The organism is Roseibium sp. (assembly GCF_965229775.1).
Taxonomy (GTDB): Bacteria; Pseudomonadota; Alphaproteobacteria; order Rhizobiales; family Stappiaceae; genus Roseibium.
Map to the genome: position 1 here is coordinate 1,777,946 of NZ_OZ245929.1, position 14,872 is coordinate 1,792,817.

The 14,872-nt window shown below is 61.2% G+C and carries 13 protein-coding genes; 7 read left to right on the plus strand and 6 right to left on the minus strand.

Translation table 11 applies throughout. The annotated features are described in order from the left end of the window. Nucleotides 1-145 precede the first annotated feature (145 nt). On the plus strand, nt 146-1,090 hold the full coding sequence (gshB, locus tag ACO07N_RS08075; protein WP_421980525.1) for a glutathione synthase: 945 nt from the start codon (nt 146-148) through the stop codon (nt 1,088-1,090). A gap of 415 nt (nt 1,091-1,505) precedes the next feature. On the opposite strand, the gene hppD is transcribed toward gshB, so the two are convergent. Continuing rightward, nucleotides 1,506-2,618 (minus strand): 4-hydroxyphenylpyruvate dioxygenase, encoded by a 1,113-nt coding sequence (gene hppD, locus ACO07N_RS08080; protein WP_421980526.1) that lies wholly within the window; start codon nt 2,616-2,618, stop codon nt 1,506-1,508. A 126-nt stretch (nt 2,619-2,744) separates the two neighbouring features. Here hppD and ACO07N_RS08085 point away from each other — a divergent pair, with 126 nt between their 5' ends. Together ACO07N_RS08085 and ACO07N_RS08090 are read left to right on the plus strand one after the other, a co-directional pair. Then, complete coding sequence (locus tag ACO07N_RS08085) at nt 2,745-3,212, plus strand: Lrp/AsnC family transcriptional regulator (protein ID WP_421980527.1); 468 nt, start codon at nt 2,745-2,747, stop codon at nt 3,210-3,212. Between the two features lie 134 nt (nt 3,213-3,346). Beyond that, nucleotides 3,347-4,096 (plus strand): tellurite resistance TerB family protein, encoded by a 750-nt coding sequence (locus ACO07N_RS08090; RefSeq protein ID WP_421980528.1) that lies wholly within the window; start codon nt 3,347-3,349, stop codon nt 4,094-4,096. Between the two features lie 1,126 nt (nt 4,097-5,222). Here ACO07N_RS08090 and ACO07N_RS08095 read toward each other — a convergent pair. Continuing rightward, nucleotides 5,223-6,326 carry a citrate synthase/methylcitrate synthase gene (locus ACO07N_RS08095; protein WP_421980529.1) on the minus strand — a complete coding sequence of 368 codons (1,104 nt, stop codon included), beginning with the start codon at nt 6,324-6,326 and terminating at the stop codon, nt 5,223-5,225. Nucleotides 6,327-6,403: 77 nt separating this feature from the next. Here ACO07N_RS08095 and ACO07N_RS08100 point away from each other — a divergent pair, with 77 nt between their 5' ends. Together ACO07N_RS08100 and ACO07N_RS08105 are read left to right on the plus strand one after the other, a co-directional pair. Continuing rightward, nucleotides 6,404-7,573, plus strand: coding sequence for a citrate/2-methylcitrate synthase (locus ACO07N_RS08100; protein ID WP_421980530.1), 1,170 nt, complete (start codon nt 6,404-6,406; stop codon nt 7,571-7,573). Nucleotides 7,574-7,641: 68 nt separating this feature from the next. Continuing rightward, entirely contained in the window at nt 7,642-8,535 is an 894-nt protein-coding gene (locus tag ACO07N_RS08105) for an AEC family transporter (protein ID WP_421980531.1), read from the plus strand. Here ACO07N_RS08105 and ACO07N_RS08110 read toward each other — a convergent pair. From ACO07N_RS08110 to ACO07N_RS08125, 4 genes are all read right to left on the minus strand, one after another. Next, a complete protein-coding gene (locus ACO07N_RS08110; RefSeq protein ID WP_421980532.1) occupies nt 8,517-8,996 on the minus strand; it encodes a GNAT family N-acetyltransferase in 480 nt (159 codons plus the stop codon). The two genes, ACO07N_RS08105 and ACO07N_RS08110, sit on opposite strands and share 19 nt — an antisense overlap. 5 nt (nt 8,997-9,001) lie before the next feature. After that, on the minus strand, nt 9,002-9,835 hold the full coding sequence (locus ACO07N_RS08115) for an isocitrate lyase/PEP mutase family protein (protein ID WP_421980533.1): 834 nt from the start codon (nt 9,833-9,835) through the stop codon (nt 9,002-9,004). Nucleotides 9,836-10,007: 172 nt separating this feature from the next. Further along, nucleotides 10,008-10,472 (minus strand): DUF1203 domain-containing protein, encoded by a 465-nt coding sequence (locus ACO07N_RS08120; RefSeq protein ID WP_421980534.1) that lies wholly within the window; start codon nt 10,470-10,472, stop codon nt 10,008-10,010. A 73-nt stretch (nt 10,473-10,545) separates the two neighbouring features. Further along, nucleotides 10,546-11,715, minus strand: a complete 1,170-nt coding sequence (locus tag ACO07N_RS08125; protein WP_421980535.1) for a hypothetical protein — start codon at nt 11,713-11,715, stop codon at nt 10,546-10,548. Nucleotides 11,716-12,192: 477 nt separating this feature from the next. Here ACO07N_RS08125 and ACO07N_RS08130 point away from each other — a divergent pair, with 477 nt between their 5' ends. After that, the gene (locus ACO07N_RS08130) at nt 12,193-13,806 is read left to right on the plus strand and encodes a GMC family oxidoreductase (protein ID WP_421980536.1); all 1,614 of its coding nucleotides are present in this window, start codon (nt 12,193-12,195) and stop codon (nt 13,804-13,806) included. Nucleotides 13,807-14,054: 248 nt separating this feature from the next. Beyond that, nucleotides 14,055-14,816 carry a molybdate ABC transporter substrate-binding protein gene (gene modA, locus ACO07N_RS08135; protein WP_421980537.1) on the plus strand — a complete coding sequence of 254 codons (762 nt, stop codon included), beginning with the start codon at nt 14,055-14,057 and terminating at the stop codon, nt 14,814-14,816. Nucleotides 14,817-14,872 lie beyond the last annotated feature (56 nt).

Below are 14,872 nucleotides of genomic sequence, written 5' to 3' on the forward strand. Positions count from 1 at the left end.
GGCAACAGCCTGCGAACGGAAAGTGCGACGCAGGAATGCTCCAAAGGGTCACCCACTGGACAAAGACGCATCGCCACCGCATATCTGGACCAAACGATCTAGTATCCCCCTGCGCCTTTCGGGCGCGCCCGCCGGGAGTTGCCTCATGGCCTTGAAAGTAGCGGTCCAGATGGACCACATCTCGACAATCAACATTGCCGGCGACAGTGCCTTTGCGATGATGCTGGAAGCGCAGGCGCGCGGTCATGCGCTCTACCACTACACGCCCGACCGGCTCGCGCTGCGCGGCGATGAGGTCTTTTGCGCGCTGGAGCCTGTCGAGGTGCGCGACGAAAAGGGCAACCACTTCACGCTTGGCGAGCGCACGCGCATGGATATGCGCGAGATGGATGTCGTCCTGATGCGCCAGGATCCGCCCTTCGACCTCTCCTACATTGCCGCGACGCACATCCTGGAAAAGATCCATCCCGACACACTGGTCGTGAACGATCCCGGCGAAGTCCGCAATGCGCCGGAAAAGCTGTTCGTGACCGACTTTGCCGACCTGATGCCGCCGACGCTCATCACCAAGGACAGGGCCGAGATTGATCTGTTCCGCGGGGAACACGGCGACATCGTCATGAAGCCGCTCTTCGGACATGGCGGCGCGGCGGTGTTCCGCATCACCCGGGACGACCTGAACTACGGCTCCCTTTACGATTTCTTCGACGCCACTTTCCGTGAGCCCTGGGTCATCCAGCAGTTCCTGCCCAATGTGAAACATGGCGACAAGCGCATTCTGCTGGTCGACGGCGCGTTTGCGGGCGCCGTCAACCGTGTCCCGGCCGCGGGCGATCTGCGCTCCAACATGGTCCGTGGCGGCGCGCCGACCGACAGTGACCTGACGGACCGGGAGCGCGAGATCTGCGCCCGCCTCGGTCCGTCGCTCAAGCAGAAGGGCCTCATTCTCGTCGGCATCGACGTGATCGACGGCATGCTGACCGAGATCAACGTCACCGCTCCGACCGGCATTCGCGCGATCCGTAATCTTGGCGGACCGGACGTTGCGGCGATGGTCTGGGACGTGCTGGAGGCCAGGGTCAAGGGGTGAGGAACGCCAGGCTGTTTCTGGTGCGTATTTGCTGTTTTTCAAAAAAAAGCCTCCGCGCGAGCGCGGAGGTGAAAGTTAGTGTGCTTAGACAATGCAACAGAGGGCCTCACGGCAACCTCTGTCTGTAAAACCCACCGAGGCCATTGTTCTTCCTCGAAAAATCAAAAAAAATTCAAAAAAATAATGCGTGCATAAAGCGCGATTGAAAAACACGAAAAGATTCAGCGGCTTAGCGGAATGATAACGGTAATTCATTCAGAAAAATATTTTAAATACAATTACTTAGTCAACATGGAGTTGTAGGTGATTGTGGCGCTGGAACGGCACTGAGGAGGTCTTTTGAAGGCAAGCAGGCCGCTTCCCGAGTGGGAAGCGGCCTGCGGCCCGATGGCGGGTTGCCGGAAAGGGCAGCGCCCTATTCGGCAGCTTCCGTTTTCAGGATGCCGCGGCGGATCTGGTCTTCCTCGATGGATTCAAAGAGCGCGCGGAAATTGCCTTCGCCGAACCCCTCGTCGCCCTTCCGCTGGATGAATTCGAAGAAAATCGGCCCGATCACGGTCTTCGAGAAAATCTGCAAAAGGATCTTCGTCATGCCACCATCGACGACGCCCTCGCCGTCGATCAGGATGCCATGCTGCTTCATCCGCTCCAGCGGCTCGTCGTGGCCCTGGACGCGATCATGCGACATCTCGTAATAGGTCGCTGGCGGACCCGGCATGAACTTCAGTTCGTTGGCCGCCAGCCGGTCCGTGCTGTCGTAGATGTTATCGGTGCCGACGGCGATGTGCTGGATGCCCTCTCCGCGATACTTCTTCAGATATTCCTCGATCTGGCTGGTGTCGTCCTTGGATTCGTTCAGCGGAATGCGGATCTTGCCGCACGGGCTGGTGATCGCGCGGCTGACGAGGCCGGTGATGCGTCCGTCGATATCGAAGAAGTGGATCTGTTTGAAGTTGAACAGCGTCCGGTAGAAATCCCACCACTTGTCCATGTTGCCGCGATAGACGTTGTGGGTCAGGTGGTCGAGATAGTAGAAGCCGACCCCCTCCGGCTTGGGGTTGGTTTCGCCGAGCCATTCGAATTCGTCCGTATAGGCAGAACCCTTGTCGCCATAGGTGTCGATGAAATAGAGCAGCGATCCGCCGATGCCGACGATGGCCGGAACGTCCAGGGTCTTGTCGCCGTCCTCATACGGCGTCGCCCCGTTGGCAACGGCATGGTCGAAGGCGTGCTTTGCATCGACGACCCGCCAGGCCATGGCCGGTGCGCACGGACCGTGCTCTTCGACGAAACGCATGCCATGGCTGCCGGGCTCCGCGTTCAGGACGTAGGTGATGTCGCCCTGGCGATAGAGCGTGATGTTCTTTGTTTTGTGCCTGGCAACCGGGACGTAACCCATCCTCCGGAACAGTGCGTCCAGCTTTTCCGGCTCCGGGTGGGCAAACTCGACGAATTCGAAGCCGTCCGTACCGGCCGGATTCTGTGGCGTGATCCGGGCAGGCGGCGCGTTATGCGGGAACGGTCCCATGACGTCTCTCCTTCAAATGAACGTTGTTTAGGAGAGAGTGCCTCAAACGAAGCGCAGGGTGTGTGCAATTGACGTGAAAATGCGTATGGTGACGCACGGAAATTGCTAAAAAACGGGACTGAATGCATGACTGGTGCATGGGATGGCTTTGACTTGAAACTCCTGACCGCGTTGCAGGAGAACGCGGCGCTGACGAATGCGGAGCTTGGCGACTTGATCGGCTTGTCCGCAAGCCAGGTGTCCCGTCGCCGTCAGAAGCTGGAAGAGGCAGGCGTGATCCGCCGCTACCGGGCGGCTCTGGACCCGGAAGCGCTCGGGCTCATGGTAACTGCCTATGTCGGCGTGACGCTTGGCGCGCACAGCCATGAGAATGCCCGCAAGTTCCGCAACATGGTTACGGCCATGCCGGAAGTGCAGGAGGCCTATACCCTCACCGGAGACGTGGACTACATGCTGAAAATCGTGGTCGCGGATCTGAAGAAACTCAGCCGGATCATCAACGACGATCTTCTGCCCCAGGAGGCCGTGCAGCATGTGAGGTCATCGATCGCGATGGAGACGCTCAAGGACGACAATCTGCTGCCTCTGGGATAGCGTCTGCAGCCAGACGGACCGGCGGTCTTGTTTGTGTATGCAAATGTAACGCAAACTTGCGCGCCGTGCAGAAAGCACCATCTGTTAGGGCAATTGTGATTTGCCCCGGAAGGGGTCGTTAAAGGGAGCACTTCATGTTTGACGCGAAATCCTTGCTGGACCAGTTTCTCGGCGGCCAGTCCGGCAATCAGTATGGCGGCCAGGGCGGGGCGGCGCAGCGGGGCGGCGGATCGGGTGACCTGCTCTCGCAGGGCAAGGATTTTCTGTCTTCCCAGGGCGGCGGCCTGGCGCTTGGTGGTCTCGCCGGGCTGATGCTCGGTTCGAAATCCGGGCGCAAGATCGGCAAGAAGGCTGTCACCTACGGCGGTCTCGCGCTCGTCGCGGGCCTCGCTTACAAGGCCTATCAGGGCCACAAGGCAAACCAGCACAACGCGCCGCGTCCTCAATATCCCCAGGACGAACCGATCCCGCTCGAGGCACCGCGCGGCACGGCTTTCGATCCGGCACAGCAGCCGGGCGGCGAAAATGCCTTCGCGGTCGCGCTGCTGACTGCGATGGTCTCCGCGGCCAAGGCCGACGGGCACATCGACCGTGAGGAACAGGACCGGATCTTTGCGAAGATCGACGAAGCGGGTCTCGACAGCGAAGCCAAGGCCTTCCTGATGGACGAACTGAGATCGCCATTGGACCTCGACAAGGTCGTTGCATCCGCGACCTGTCCCGAAACTGCGGCCGAGATCTACGCGGCTTCTCGCCTTGCCATCGATCCCGACCATCCGGCCGAACGTGCCTATCTGCAGATGCTGGCGGCCCGTCTCGGCCTGGAGCAAGGTCTCATCGACGAGATCGAACTCGCCGTGCGCGAAGCCGAAATGGCCGGATAAGACTTTCCGCCGTCCTCGTTCCGGCGACAGTCCAAGCCTCTGCCCCTTCCCGGGTGATGCCATGGCTCGGCGAACCGCTGTCCTGTTTAACGCGAAATGGATCTCGTTAGCCGATCTCCTATCAATGAAATTGTCATTCCGGCTGAAGCAAAGCGGAAGGCCGGAACCCAGTAGCCACTTGTTTCACCGTCGTCTTTTAACCTTCAGCCACGGTAAATACTGGGTCCCGGTCTTGCCGCTTGCGCGGCAAACCGGGATGACAAAGCACCATCCTGACCGAAACACAGTCCAACCCTCTGTTCCTTCCCACGTCATGCCATGGCTCGACCATGCATCCATTCCGTTGCGTTTCCGGTTGCTCAGGGTTTCGTCGCCGGGACGAAGCGGCATGGATTGCCGGATCAAGTCCGGCAATGACGACCGACGGGAGCGTTCCCGGCAGGTCCACCTTCGATCGTCATCCCGGCCAAGCGCAGCGCGAGCCGGGATCGGGGAGCCGCTATGTCCTGTCACGCGCCAACACGGTGGCGCTCCGGTCCCGGATCTCCGCTTTGCTACGTCCGGGATGACGATGGAGAGGTGGATTCGTGTGGCTTGAACAGACCAGGTTTCGCTCTTGTCATCCCTGCGAAGGCAGGGAACCAGTAATCTTCAACCGGCGTGGTGTTTGTCATCGCCAGACGCAAGGAATACTGGGTCCCGGTCTTGCCGCCTGCGCGGCAAACCGGGATGACAAAGCACCATCCTGACCGGAACACAGTCCAACCCTCTGTTCCTTCCCACGTCATGCCATGGCTTGACCATGGCATCCATTCCGTTGCGTCTCCGCATGCACGGCTTTTGGGCACCGGGACGAAGCGGCGTGGATTGCCGGATCAGGTCCGGCAATGACGGCTGATAGAAGCGCTCCCGGCAGGTCCACCTTCGATCGTCATCCCGGCCAAGCGCAGCGCGAGCCGGGATCGGGGAGCCGCTATGGCCCGTTACGCGCCAACGCGGTGGCCCTCCGATCCCGGATCTCCGCTTTGCTGCGTCCGGGATGACGATGGAGAGGTGTCTGACCGGGTGCGCCTTTCGTTACTGCGAGTTGCCGGCATAATGACCGGTTCAAACGCCTTTCGCCGCATCAGTCCGGCGTCGGCCCTGTATAATGCGATGCCGGACGGATGAGTTTTCCGGTGCGTTGCTGTTCGATCACGTGCGCGCACCAGCCGGCTGCACGGCCCGTGGCGAAGAGCGGGGTGAACAGCGTCCGGTCGATGCCGATCGCGTCCAGAAGGCCGGCAGTGTAAAACTCCACATTGGTGTCCAGGGGCCGATCCGGCTTGGCTGTTTTCAGCGCGGCGAGTGCCGCCGCTTCGATGTTTTCCGCGAGCTGCACTTTCGGATTGTCCCGGCTCAGCTGCCGCAGGCCGTCTTTCAGGACGTCGGCGCGCGGATCGCGGGTCCGGTAGATCCTGTGCCCGAAACCCATCAGACGTTCCTTGCGCGCCAGCGCCTGCCTGATCCAGCTTTCGGCATTATCGGGTTCTCCGATCGCGTCGATCATGTCCAGAACCGGTCCCGGCGCACCGCCATGCAGCGGGCCGCTCAACGCCCCCATGGCGCCCAGAACAGCCTGCTTCATGCTTGCCTGCGTCGAGCCGATCACCCGGGCCGTGAAAGTCGATGCGTTGAGACCGTGATCGAGAATGGTGACCAGATACCGGTCGAGGGCATCCGTATGTGCAGTGGCGGGCATTTGCCCGGTGAGCATGCGCAGGATGTCGGCGGCCGTCGAAAGCGTGCTGTCCGGGGCAAGCGTCCTCTGGCCGGTCGAGATCCTGTGAGACGTTGCCAGGAACACGGACAGGGCACCAATGATCGAAACGGCTTCCGGAGCGCCCGGTTTCGGCTGAAGTGCGGCAAGGCCAAGCTGCATCCGCTCCAGAACCGGCAGGCTTTCCGGCGCGCTCTCCAGAACGGGAACAAGCGAAAAGGCTGCAATCCGCGCCTCGCCCAGAAGAACTTTCAGCGATTGAGCGCCGGCGGGGTCGACGTCTTGCCACAGGTGCGCGATCGCCTGTTCGAACGAAACCCGGCCTGCAAGATCCTCGATCTTCCGGCCGCGCAGGACCAGCACGCCGTTCAGGCCGTCGACGTCGCTCAGCTGTGTTGTGGCGGCAACAACCCCGTCGAGACCGGCAGTCGGGTCCTGTTTCATCTGAGCCGGATTTGGCACTTCTGTCATGGTCAGCTCCTTCTTTGGGTGCGCTCAGATAGATGAAAGAAATTGCATTGATCAATGTTGACAGTTACAATCAATGTATGAGTACGCCCATTTTTCTTTCTGCCAAGGAAGCCGCGACGGAGCTCGGCGTTCAGCCGGCAACGCTTTACGCCTATGTCAGCCGCGGTCTGATTTCCTCTGTTGCCGGTCCGGGCAAGAAGCGCCGGTATGATGCCGCGGACGTCCGCCGCCTCAAGGGCCGCCGGCAGGTCGAGGACCATACGGGTGCGCGGCCGCTGACCGGTGATCCTGTGCTTGAGACCGAACTCACGCTGATCTCGGACGTGGGCCCGGTCTACCGGGGAAGGCTGGCGACGGATCTCGCCGGGACATCCACGCTGGAGAGCGTTGCAACGCTTCTCTGGGCCTCGCCCGACGACCCCTTCGCCGGCAATGTCCCGCAGGACCCGCCGGCTATGCCGGACGGTCTTGCGCCGCTGGACCGGCTGATGATGGCGCTGGCGGCCTGGCCGTTGCAGGACAGGGCCGCCTACACGCTTGCTCCGCGCCTGCTCCAGACAAAGGGAGCGGCCCTGTTGCGCTATTGCGTCGCCGCCCTGCTCGATCAGCAACCGGTCGCCGTTCCGGTCCACACCCAGATCGCCGATGCCTTCAAGGTGTCTGCCGGTGCGAAGAATGTGATCAGGGCCGCGCTGGTGCTGTGCGCCGATCATGAACTCAACACCAGCGCCTTCGCCGCACGCTGCGCGGCGTCGACACGCGCGCCGCTTCATGCGGCCCTGCTGTCCGGCCTCGGTGCGTTTGCCGGTCCGCGCCACGGCGCGGCACCTGACAGGGCGGCGGCATGGCTTGCTGAAATCCAGTTCGAGACCGACATCGAGCAGGCCCTGGCGGACCGGCTCGCGCGTGGGGAAACATTGCCCGGCTTCGGCCACTCCGTTTATCAGGACCGGGATCCGCGTGCCGATTGCCTTCTGGACATTCTCTTGCGAACCGAACCGGACAATCCGTTCGTCGCGCGTCTGCCGGACATGATCACGGCAGCCGACGACCTGTTCGGTCTGCCGCCGAACATCGATTTCGCGCTGGCAGCCACCCAGAAAACCTACGGCCTGCCGAAGGATGCGGCCAAGATCATTTTCTGCGCCGGCAGGATCACGGGCTGGATCGCACATGCGCTGGAGCAATATGCGGCCCACGAGAAAATCCGTCCTCGCGCCGCCTACGTTGGCGAACGGCCGGAATAGGTGTTCCCCGCACTTGATTCGGCAAAGGTGCAAACCCTAGGGTTTGAACAAGGGTGGGGAGAAGGGGCGTGACCGGGATCGTTGAACATGTCGCCAATGTCATGGTGCCGGTGCTGCTCTGCGTCCTGCTCGGCTATGCCCTGGCCTGGTTCAGGGCCCCGTTCGACCGGAAACTCTTCGGGTCGCTTGTCTCCAATGTGGGCTATCCGACCCTGATCCTGTCTCACCTGGCAAAGGAACATATCCAGCTCGGGACCTTTCTGTCCGTGCTTGGCGCGGCCCTCGCAATGGTCGTGATATTCGGCACTCTCGGCTTTCTCGTCCTGAAACTGATGCGGGTCTCGATCAGGGCCTACCTGGCCCCGATGATGCTGTCCAATGTCGGCAATATCGGCCTGCCGGTCGCAACGCTGGCCTTCGGGGCGCAAGGGGGCGCCGTCGCCATCGGCTTCATCGTCGTTGTCCTGACGGCGATTTTCACGATAGGTATTGCGATCCCCATGGGGCGTCCGGACTTCAAGGCGCTTGCCCGGCAGCCGGTGATCTATGCCGTGATCCTGGCGCTTGTGTTGCTCGCGACCGGCTGGAAGATCCCCGGTCCCGTTGACCAGAGCCTCGAGATCCTGGGCGGGCTGGCCATTCCCATCATGCTGCTCACGCTTGGCCACAGTCTCGAGACGCTGAAACTGAGCGGCGTTTCACGCGCGGTTCTCCTGTCTCTGATCCATATCGGCATTTCGGCGGTGGCAGCCTTTGCCATCACATCGGTTCTGCCGCTGGATGCGAAGATCGAGAGCGTGATCGTGCTGCTCTGCTTTATGCCGCCCTCCGTCGCGACCTATCTGGCGATTTCCCAGCATCAGCCCGATCACGCCGAGGGCGTGGCCGCGTTCATATTCGTCTCCACCTGCCTGACACTGGTCACGCTGCCGATTGTCCTGACCTACTGGGCGACGGGCTGAAGCCAGTAAGCGAAGTGGACGATGCGCTTGTCGCCGCGCTGCTCCTCGTGGAGTTCCGTCCATCCGGCGCGCTTGTACCAGGCCCTGTTGTCATGCATCAGGACATTGGTGTAGAGGCGAAGCTCGTTGAAGCCGAGGTCTTGTGCGCGTGCGTAAGCCCAGTGCAGCATCAGCCGTCCGAGCCCCTCGCCCTGCCGGTCCGGATCCACCGCGATGCTTTCGATCAGGAGGTGATCGCCCTGCGGTACGAGAACGAGGCTCGCGCCGATGCCGGCCGCGCTTCGCACGACCCACACATCGGCATTTCCGATCAGGGCGGCATAGTCTGCCGTCATCGGCAGCGGCACCGCGTTCATGATCGGAATGAACCTTTCATAGGCGCGCCGGGCAAGTTCGCTCAGAGCCGTCGCGTCCTCCGATCGTGCCCGTTCCGTGTCCCTGCCCGGCCCGTTCCCGCCCATCCCGCTCAGGGCCGGGCCTTCATGAACGATTCAAAATCGCTCATGCCTTGCGCCCGGTCGAAACATCCGAAGGCGCCGCCATCTTTCATGTCCTCGGCCGCCGCGACAAACGCCCCGAGCGCGATCCGCGCAAGGCCGGCACCGATCGAGACCCGTGCAACGCCCAGGTCCGCCAGCTCCTTCCGGGTCAGGTGAAAATTCTTGCGTCCCGCGAGGATATTGACCGGCTTGTCGACCGCGGCAAGCACCGCCGCGATCTGATCCTTGTCCTTGAGTTGCGGCGCATAGAGGCAGTCCGCGCCAGCATCGGCGAAGGCATTCAGGCGTTTGATCGTTTCATCAAGCTCGAATTGTGTTTTCACCGGACCTTCGCTGCGCGCGGTCAAGACAAAATCGGGCGAAGCGCTCAGTTTCGCATCGACGGCGGCCTTGATCCGGTCGACTGCCGCATCGAGCGGATAATAGGGCGCGTGCGGGTCGGTGGTGTAGTCCTCGATCGAGCATCCCGCCAGTCCGACGTCTATGGCGCCTCTGATCGTCTCGGCGACCTCGTCCGGGCTGTGCCCGAACCCGTTTTCGAGATCGCCGTTCACCGGCAGGCTGGTGGCGCTGATGATGTCGGCGGCGTGGGCGAGTGCGTCGTCGCGGGTGATATGACCCTCGGCGTCGCGCACGCCCTTTGTCCAGGCGAAGCCTGCGCTTGAGGTGGCCAGCGCATCGAACCGCATTCCATCAAGAATGCGGGCAGAACCGATGTCAAAGGGATTGGGCATGAGGAAAGCCCGCCCTTTTTCGTGTAGGGCCTTGAAAGCGGCGCAACGGTCGGCAGCGGTCTGCATGGCGCAATTCTCCCTTTGATTGTCGAAACCGTGTCTGACACCCCAAGTTTAGCACGAGATGCCGTTCCGGGACCGGACGCTTCCAAAACGTGCGCCCGGATGCCAGCACCAGTTTATCCAAAAAAGAAGGAACCGGTTTGACACGCAGGTCGAAATCCGAAGGGAAATAGCTCTAGCCGCCTGCCCGGGTCACCTTGGCGGCAAAACAGCCCCGCTTTGCAAAATGAAGGTGCAGATAATCCACGTCCGCATTGCCGAAATATGTCGAGATCAGCCCGGTCACCTCCGCACCGTCGATAACATCGGCGTCGACGATTTCGTGCTCCGCGTTGAAGGCACGCACGGACAACAGCCGGCTTGCAATGGATGCGGGCACGACGCCGGGGGCCGGACGGTTCTCCAGCGCCCCGTCGCCGACATAGATCGCATGGCGTGAGCGATAGGGGGTTTCGCCGGGTTGATGTTCGAAGTTCAGAAGGAACACGCGCTGTCCTTCTGCAAGGTCGGTCAGGGACACCCGGCAGGGCGCTCCGCCATCGGATACGTGCACTTGAACATTCCTGAGTGCAAGTTCGTCGTCCGGGAGCCCGTAAAGATGGGAGAACGCGCTCTCCGGCAGGGGATTGATCTGAAACATGGAACGTCTCCTCAGTTCGTCTGAGGCGACCTTAAGAACGGGTCACCCGCAAGGCGACCCGATTTGCGAGCCCCTATTGCGTGACGGTCTGCTGCCGGTGCCAGCCGACGAGCAAGATCATGCCGAGGATCACGAGATAGGGCAGGTGGAACCGCGTTTCATAGTGCGGGAACACGATGTATTTGGCACAGATTGACGTGAAGGCCGCATAAAGCAGCACTTTCGACCTGAGATCCAGACGGTCGGGTGAAATGCACTTCGCGAAAAAGAGCACGAGCCCGAACAGAACCGCGATCCAGGTGAAGCCCATGACGGCCCTGACCGTCGACCGGACGAGCATTTCGACATAAGTAACGATGGAGAAGGGCGGATCGAAATCCTTCAGTGTCGGCACGTATTCGATATGGGTGAACCACATGTGGATCCACCAGCCCGGGTGATCCGCGCCGCGCGTCAGCCAGATATAGATCCCCAGGCACGCAGCGAAGCAGGCTATCATCGCCCAGCGTCCCGGCCCGTAGATGGCGGCGAACACGAAGAACACGCCGACAAAGGCAAGGTGATCCGGCCGCACGAGAAAGGCGCAGATGAGCGCAAGTGCCGCCGGTATGTCCCATTTTTCCAGAAAGAAGAAGGCCGCCAGCAACAGGAAGAATGTCGCGTAGAGGTCCGGCGAAACGAGCTGGGCCGCGTAGCCGAAGCTGCACAGCATGAGGAAGGCGGCGACGACAGGCCCGTGAGCCAGTGTTCCGGTCCTGCCGAGCCAGACCAGAAGGACGGCGCCGACGGCAAGGACCGACAGGAGCGAGATCAGCCGGAACGCCTCAACGGTACCGGTGACGCCCGAGAAAAGACGCGCGGTTTCGACATAGAGCACCTTGAGCCGGTAGAAGCCGAGCATCGTTTCAAAGGCGTCCGCATCCTTCGCCTGATGGACACGGTAAGGACGGTCCTCGGTGAGCGTGACATATTCACCCTCGCTGACATTGGCCTTCACGAGCGCGTAGGTCTTTGCATGCAGGTCTGCGCTGTCCGCCGTGTCCGGCTCGATCGCGGTCGCCGTATAGGCCAGCATGTCCCAGTTCGAGACCGGGAACACCTGCACCACGGCCGCCGTCATCAGGATGAACAGGCACAGCACCGCCGCTCCGAGCCAGCTCCGCAGCGGACGGTAGATGCGGCTTGCAATACCGAATGCGGTCAGGAAAACACCTTCCAGACTGCGTTGTGCAAAGTTGGACATGTCGTGAGCCTCGCCTGCGGAACCGGTTCCTTTGTCGCAAGGTCTCGTAAGAATTACGTAAACGGCCTTAGGGTACGGACCCATAAATGAAGTCAATTTGGTTTGGATCGTTTTGACCAGCTGCGAGAAGCGGAAGCGCAGGAAATGTGGTTCATTTTCAAGCCTTTCGCGACGCAGCAGATGGCCAAAACGGCCAAATCCGGAGGACGGCAAAATGGCTTCACCTCACAGCGTCACCGCGCTTGACCGGGCATAGAGCCCGCTCTGCACACGCTTCCTCGCGAGGTTTTACCATTTCTGCCGCCAAATCGGCTTCATTTATGGGTCCGTACCCTGGCGTATGGCTCAATCTATAGGCGTCTTCATCCATTGCCGGGGGCAATTTTGTTCGACGGAGGGGTCTTATTCATCCAGCGGCTAACTTGACCGGACACCGTCGCTCGTGCCTCCATCCGGGAAACGGGTATTGGAGGAACGATGCACGACCTCGGGGCATGGGATTACGTAATTGTCGGCGCGGGAACTGCAGGCTGCGTGCTGGCGAACCGCCTGTCGGAAGATCCCGATGTCAAGGTGCTGCTCCTGGAAGCGGGCAAGCGCGACAACTACGTCTGGGTGCACATACCGGTCGGATATCTCTACTGCATCGGCAATCCCCGGGTCGACTGGGGCTTCAAGACCGGAGCCGAAAAGGGCCTGAACGGCCGGTCGCTGCTCTATCCGCGCGGCAAGGTGCTCGGTGGCTGTTCCTCGATCAACGGCATGATCTACATGCGTGGACAGGCCTGGGATTATGATCACTGGCGCCAGCTCGGGCTGACCGGATGGGGCTGGGAAGACGTCCTGCCCTATTTCAGGAAATCGGAAGATCACTATGCTCTGGACAATGACATGCACGGCCAGGGCGGGAACCTGCGCGTGGAAGAGCAGCGCATGTCCTGGGAGATCCTCGATGCGTTCCGGGATGCCTGCGAACAGACCGGCATTCCCAAGACCACTGATTTCAACACGGGCGACAATTTCGGATCGGCCTATTTTCAGGTCAACCAGAAATCGGGACTGCGCTGGAATGGCGCGAAAGCCTTCTTACGCCCGGCGCAGAACCGCTCAAATCTCAAGGTGCTGACCGAGGCACATGCCGATCGCATCGATTTTGAGAACGGCAAGGCGCGCGGACTGACGCTTGACGTCGCGGGCGAGCCGGCCACCTTGCGCGTGGACGGCGAGCTAATTCTCGCGGCGGGTTCCATAGGCTCGCCGCAACTGCTTGAGCTGTCCGGGATCGGCAACCCCGAAATCCTGAAGAACGCCGGGATCGAACCGCGCGCGGAAAACCGCAATGTCGGCGAGAACCTGCAGGACCACCTGCAGCTGCGCCCGATTTTCAAGGTCAGCAACACCCTGACGCTGAACCAGATGGCGGGCAACTGGGTCGGCAAGGCCAAGATCGGGCTGGAGTACCTGCTCAAGCGGTCGGGCCCCATGTCGATGGCGCCCAGCCAACTGGGTGCGTTTGCGAAGACCGACCCGTCCTTTGAAACGCCGAATGTGCAATACCACGTGCAGCCGCTGTCCCTGCCGAAATTCGGTGAACCGCTGCATCCATTTCCGGCGGTGACGGCAAGCGTCTGCAACCTGCGCCCGGAAAGCCGTGGCCATGTTCACATCACGTCTGCGAACAAATCCGATCATCCCGAGATCCTGCCGAATTATCTCTCCGCAGAAGCCGACAAGCGGGTTGCCGCGGACGCGATCCGGCTGACCCGGCGGATCATGGCAGCCCCCGCCATGCAGCCGTTCGAGCCGGAAGAGTTTCTGCCGGGACCGGATTTGACCGACGAAGAGGATCTGGTGAAGGCGGCCGGCGAGATCGGCACCACTATTTTTCACCCGGTCAGCACCTGCCGGATGGGCACGGACGACGCTTCGGTGGTGGACGGACGCCTCAAGTTGCGGGGATTTGACAACATCCGTGTGATCGATGCCTCCGTCATGCCGACAATCACCTCTGGAAACACCAATGCGCCAACAATCATGATCGCGGAAAAGGGTGCCGACATGATCAGGGAAGATCGCCGCGCAACGGATTGAGAGCGCTGTTGCACTCCACCTGCCGGTAAGCTAGAGCATTTTCCGACCAATTTGGTTCATTTGATGAGGATATCCGGTTCAGTCGGCCAGGCGGGTCACGAAGCGCGATGCGGTGCATCGTGCAAGTGGCACAACGCAGCCGAGGGGCCGGATATCCTCACCCGTTGTGGAACGCATTCAAGCGACACACATCAAGATTGGCCGGAAAATACTCTAGCCGTTTGACTGTCTGCGAATCTGGATCTCGAATGTACGCGCGTCTTTTTCCGATCATTGCCGTCCTGGCAGCGCTGCTCGCGCCGGCAGCGGCCGCATCCGATCTCACGGTCTTTGCCGCCGCGAGCATGCGCGAGGCGATGGAACGGATCGCGTCCGGTTTCGAGGAAGAAACAGGGACGAAAGTGGTGTTCTCCTTCGCCGGAACCGGAGTACTGGCGCGGCAGATTGAGGCCGGCGCTCCGGCTGATCTCTTTGTTTCCGCTGACGCCGATTGGATGGACTACGTGACGGAAAACGGCAGCATTGATGCTGCAAGCGTGCGGCAGGTCGCGTCCAACGCACTCGTCCTTGTCGGGGCGAGCGGGGCCGCCGCACTTGAACTCGAAGCATCGAAGATCGCGGATTTCCTTGATGACCAGCGCATGGCGATGGCGGATCCGGACACGGTTCCGGCGGGCCGGTACGGCAGGACGGCGCTGGAAAACCTCGGTCTTTGGCAATCGGTTGCCGGCCGCCTTGCGCCCATGGAAAACGTCCGCATTGCCCTGGCTTCGGTGGCCCGGGGCGACACGCCGCTCGGGCTCGTCTATCGAACGGATGCGGAAATCGAGCCGAACGTTGCCGTTCTGGCGACATTTCCGGACACGAGCCATCCTGAAATCCGCTATCTCGCGGCTCTGACAGAAGGGAGCGGCAACCCGGCCGCCGAACCTTTTCTGGATTATCTCACCGGCCCCGATGCACGAGAAATCTTGCAATCTCTGGGGTTTGTGACCGATAAGGTGGAATAGTTTGCCGCCAGGGGACACGGCCTCGAGCGGCGCGATGAGCAGCAGACCGGGCGCAC

Excerpts from the sequence above, each read along its gene's own strand:
- gshB (WP_421980525.1), top strand. The coding sequence starts at position 146 with ATGGCCTTGAAAGTAGCGGTCCAGATGGACCACATCTCGACAATCAAC.
- hppD (WP_421980526.1), bottom strand. The coding sequence starts at position 2,618 with ATGGGACCGTTCCCGCATAACGCGCCGCCTGCCCGGATCACGCCACAG.
- ACO07N_RS08085 (WP_421980527.1), top strand. The coding sequence starts at position 2,745 with ATGACTGGTGCATGGGATGGCTTTGACTTGAAACTCCTGACCGCGTTG.
- ACO07N_RS08090 (WP_421980528.1), top strand. The coding sequence starts at position 3,347 with ATGTTTGACGCGAAATCCTTGCTGGACCAGTTTCTCGGCGGCCAGTCC.
- ACO07N_RS08095 (WP_421980529.1), bottom strand. The coding sequence starts at position 6,326 with ATGACAGAAGTGCCAAATCCGGCTCAGATGAAACAGGACCCGACTGCC.
- ACO07N_RS08100 (WP_421980530.1), top strand. The coding sequence starts at position 6,404 with ATGAGTACGCCCATTTTTCTTTCTGCCAAGGAAGCCGCGACGGAGCTC.
- ACO07N_RS08110 (WP_421980532.1), bottom strand. The coding sequence starts at position 8,996 with ATGGGCGGGAACGGGCCGGGCAGGGACACGGAACGGGCACGATCGGAG.
- ACO07N_RS08115 (WP_421980533.1), bottom strand. The coding sequence starts at position 9,835 with ATGCAGACCGCTGCCGACCGTTGCGCCGCTTTCAAGGCCCTACACGAA.
- ACO07N_RS08120 (WP_421980534.1), bottom strand. The coding sequence starts at position 10,472 with ATGTTTCAGATCAATCCCCTGCCGGAGAGCGCGTTCTCCCATCTTTAC.
- ACO07N_RS08125 (WP_421980535.1), bottom strand. The coding sequence starts at position 11,715 with ATGTCCAACTTTGCACAACGCAGTCTGGAAGGTGTTTTCCTGACCGCA.
- ACO07N_RS08130 (WP_421980536.1), top strand. The coding sequence starts at position 12,193 with ATGCACGACCTCGGGGCATGGGATTACGTAATTGTCGGCGCGGGAACT.
- modA (WP_421980537.1), top strand. The coding sequence starts at position 14,055 with ATGTACGCGCGTCTTTTTCCGATCATTGCCGTCCTGGCAGCGCTGCTC.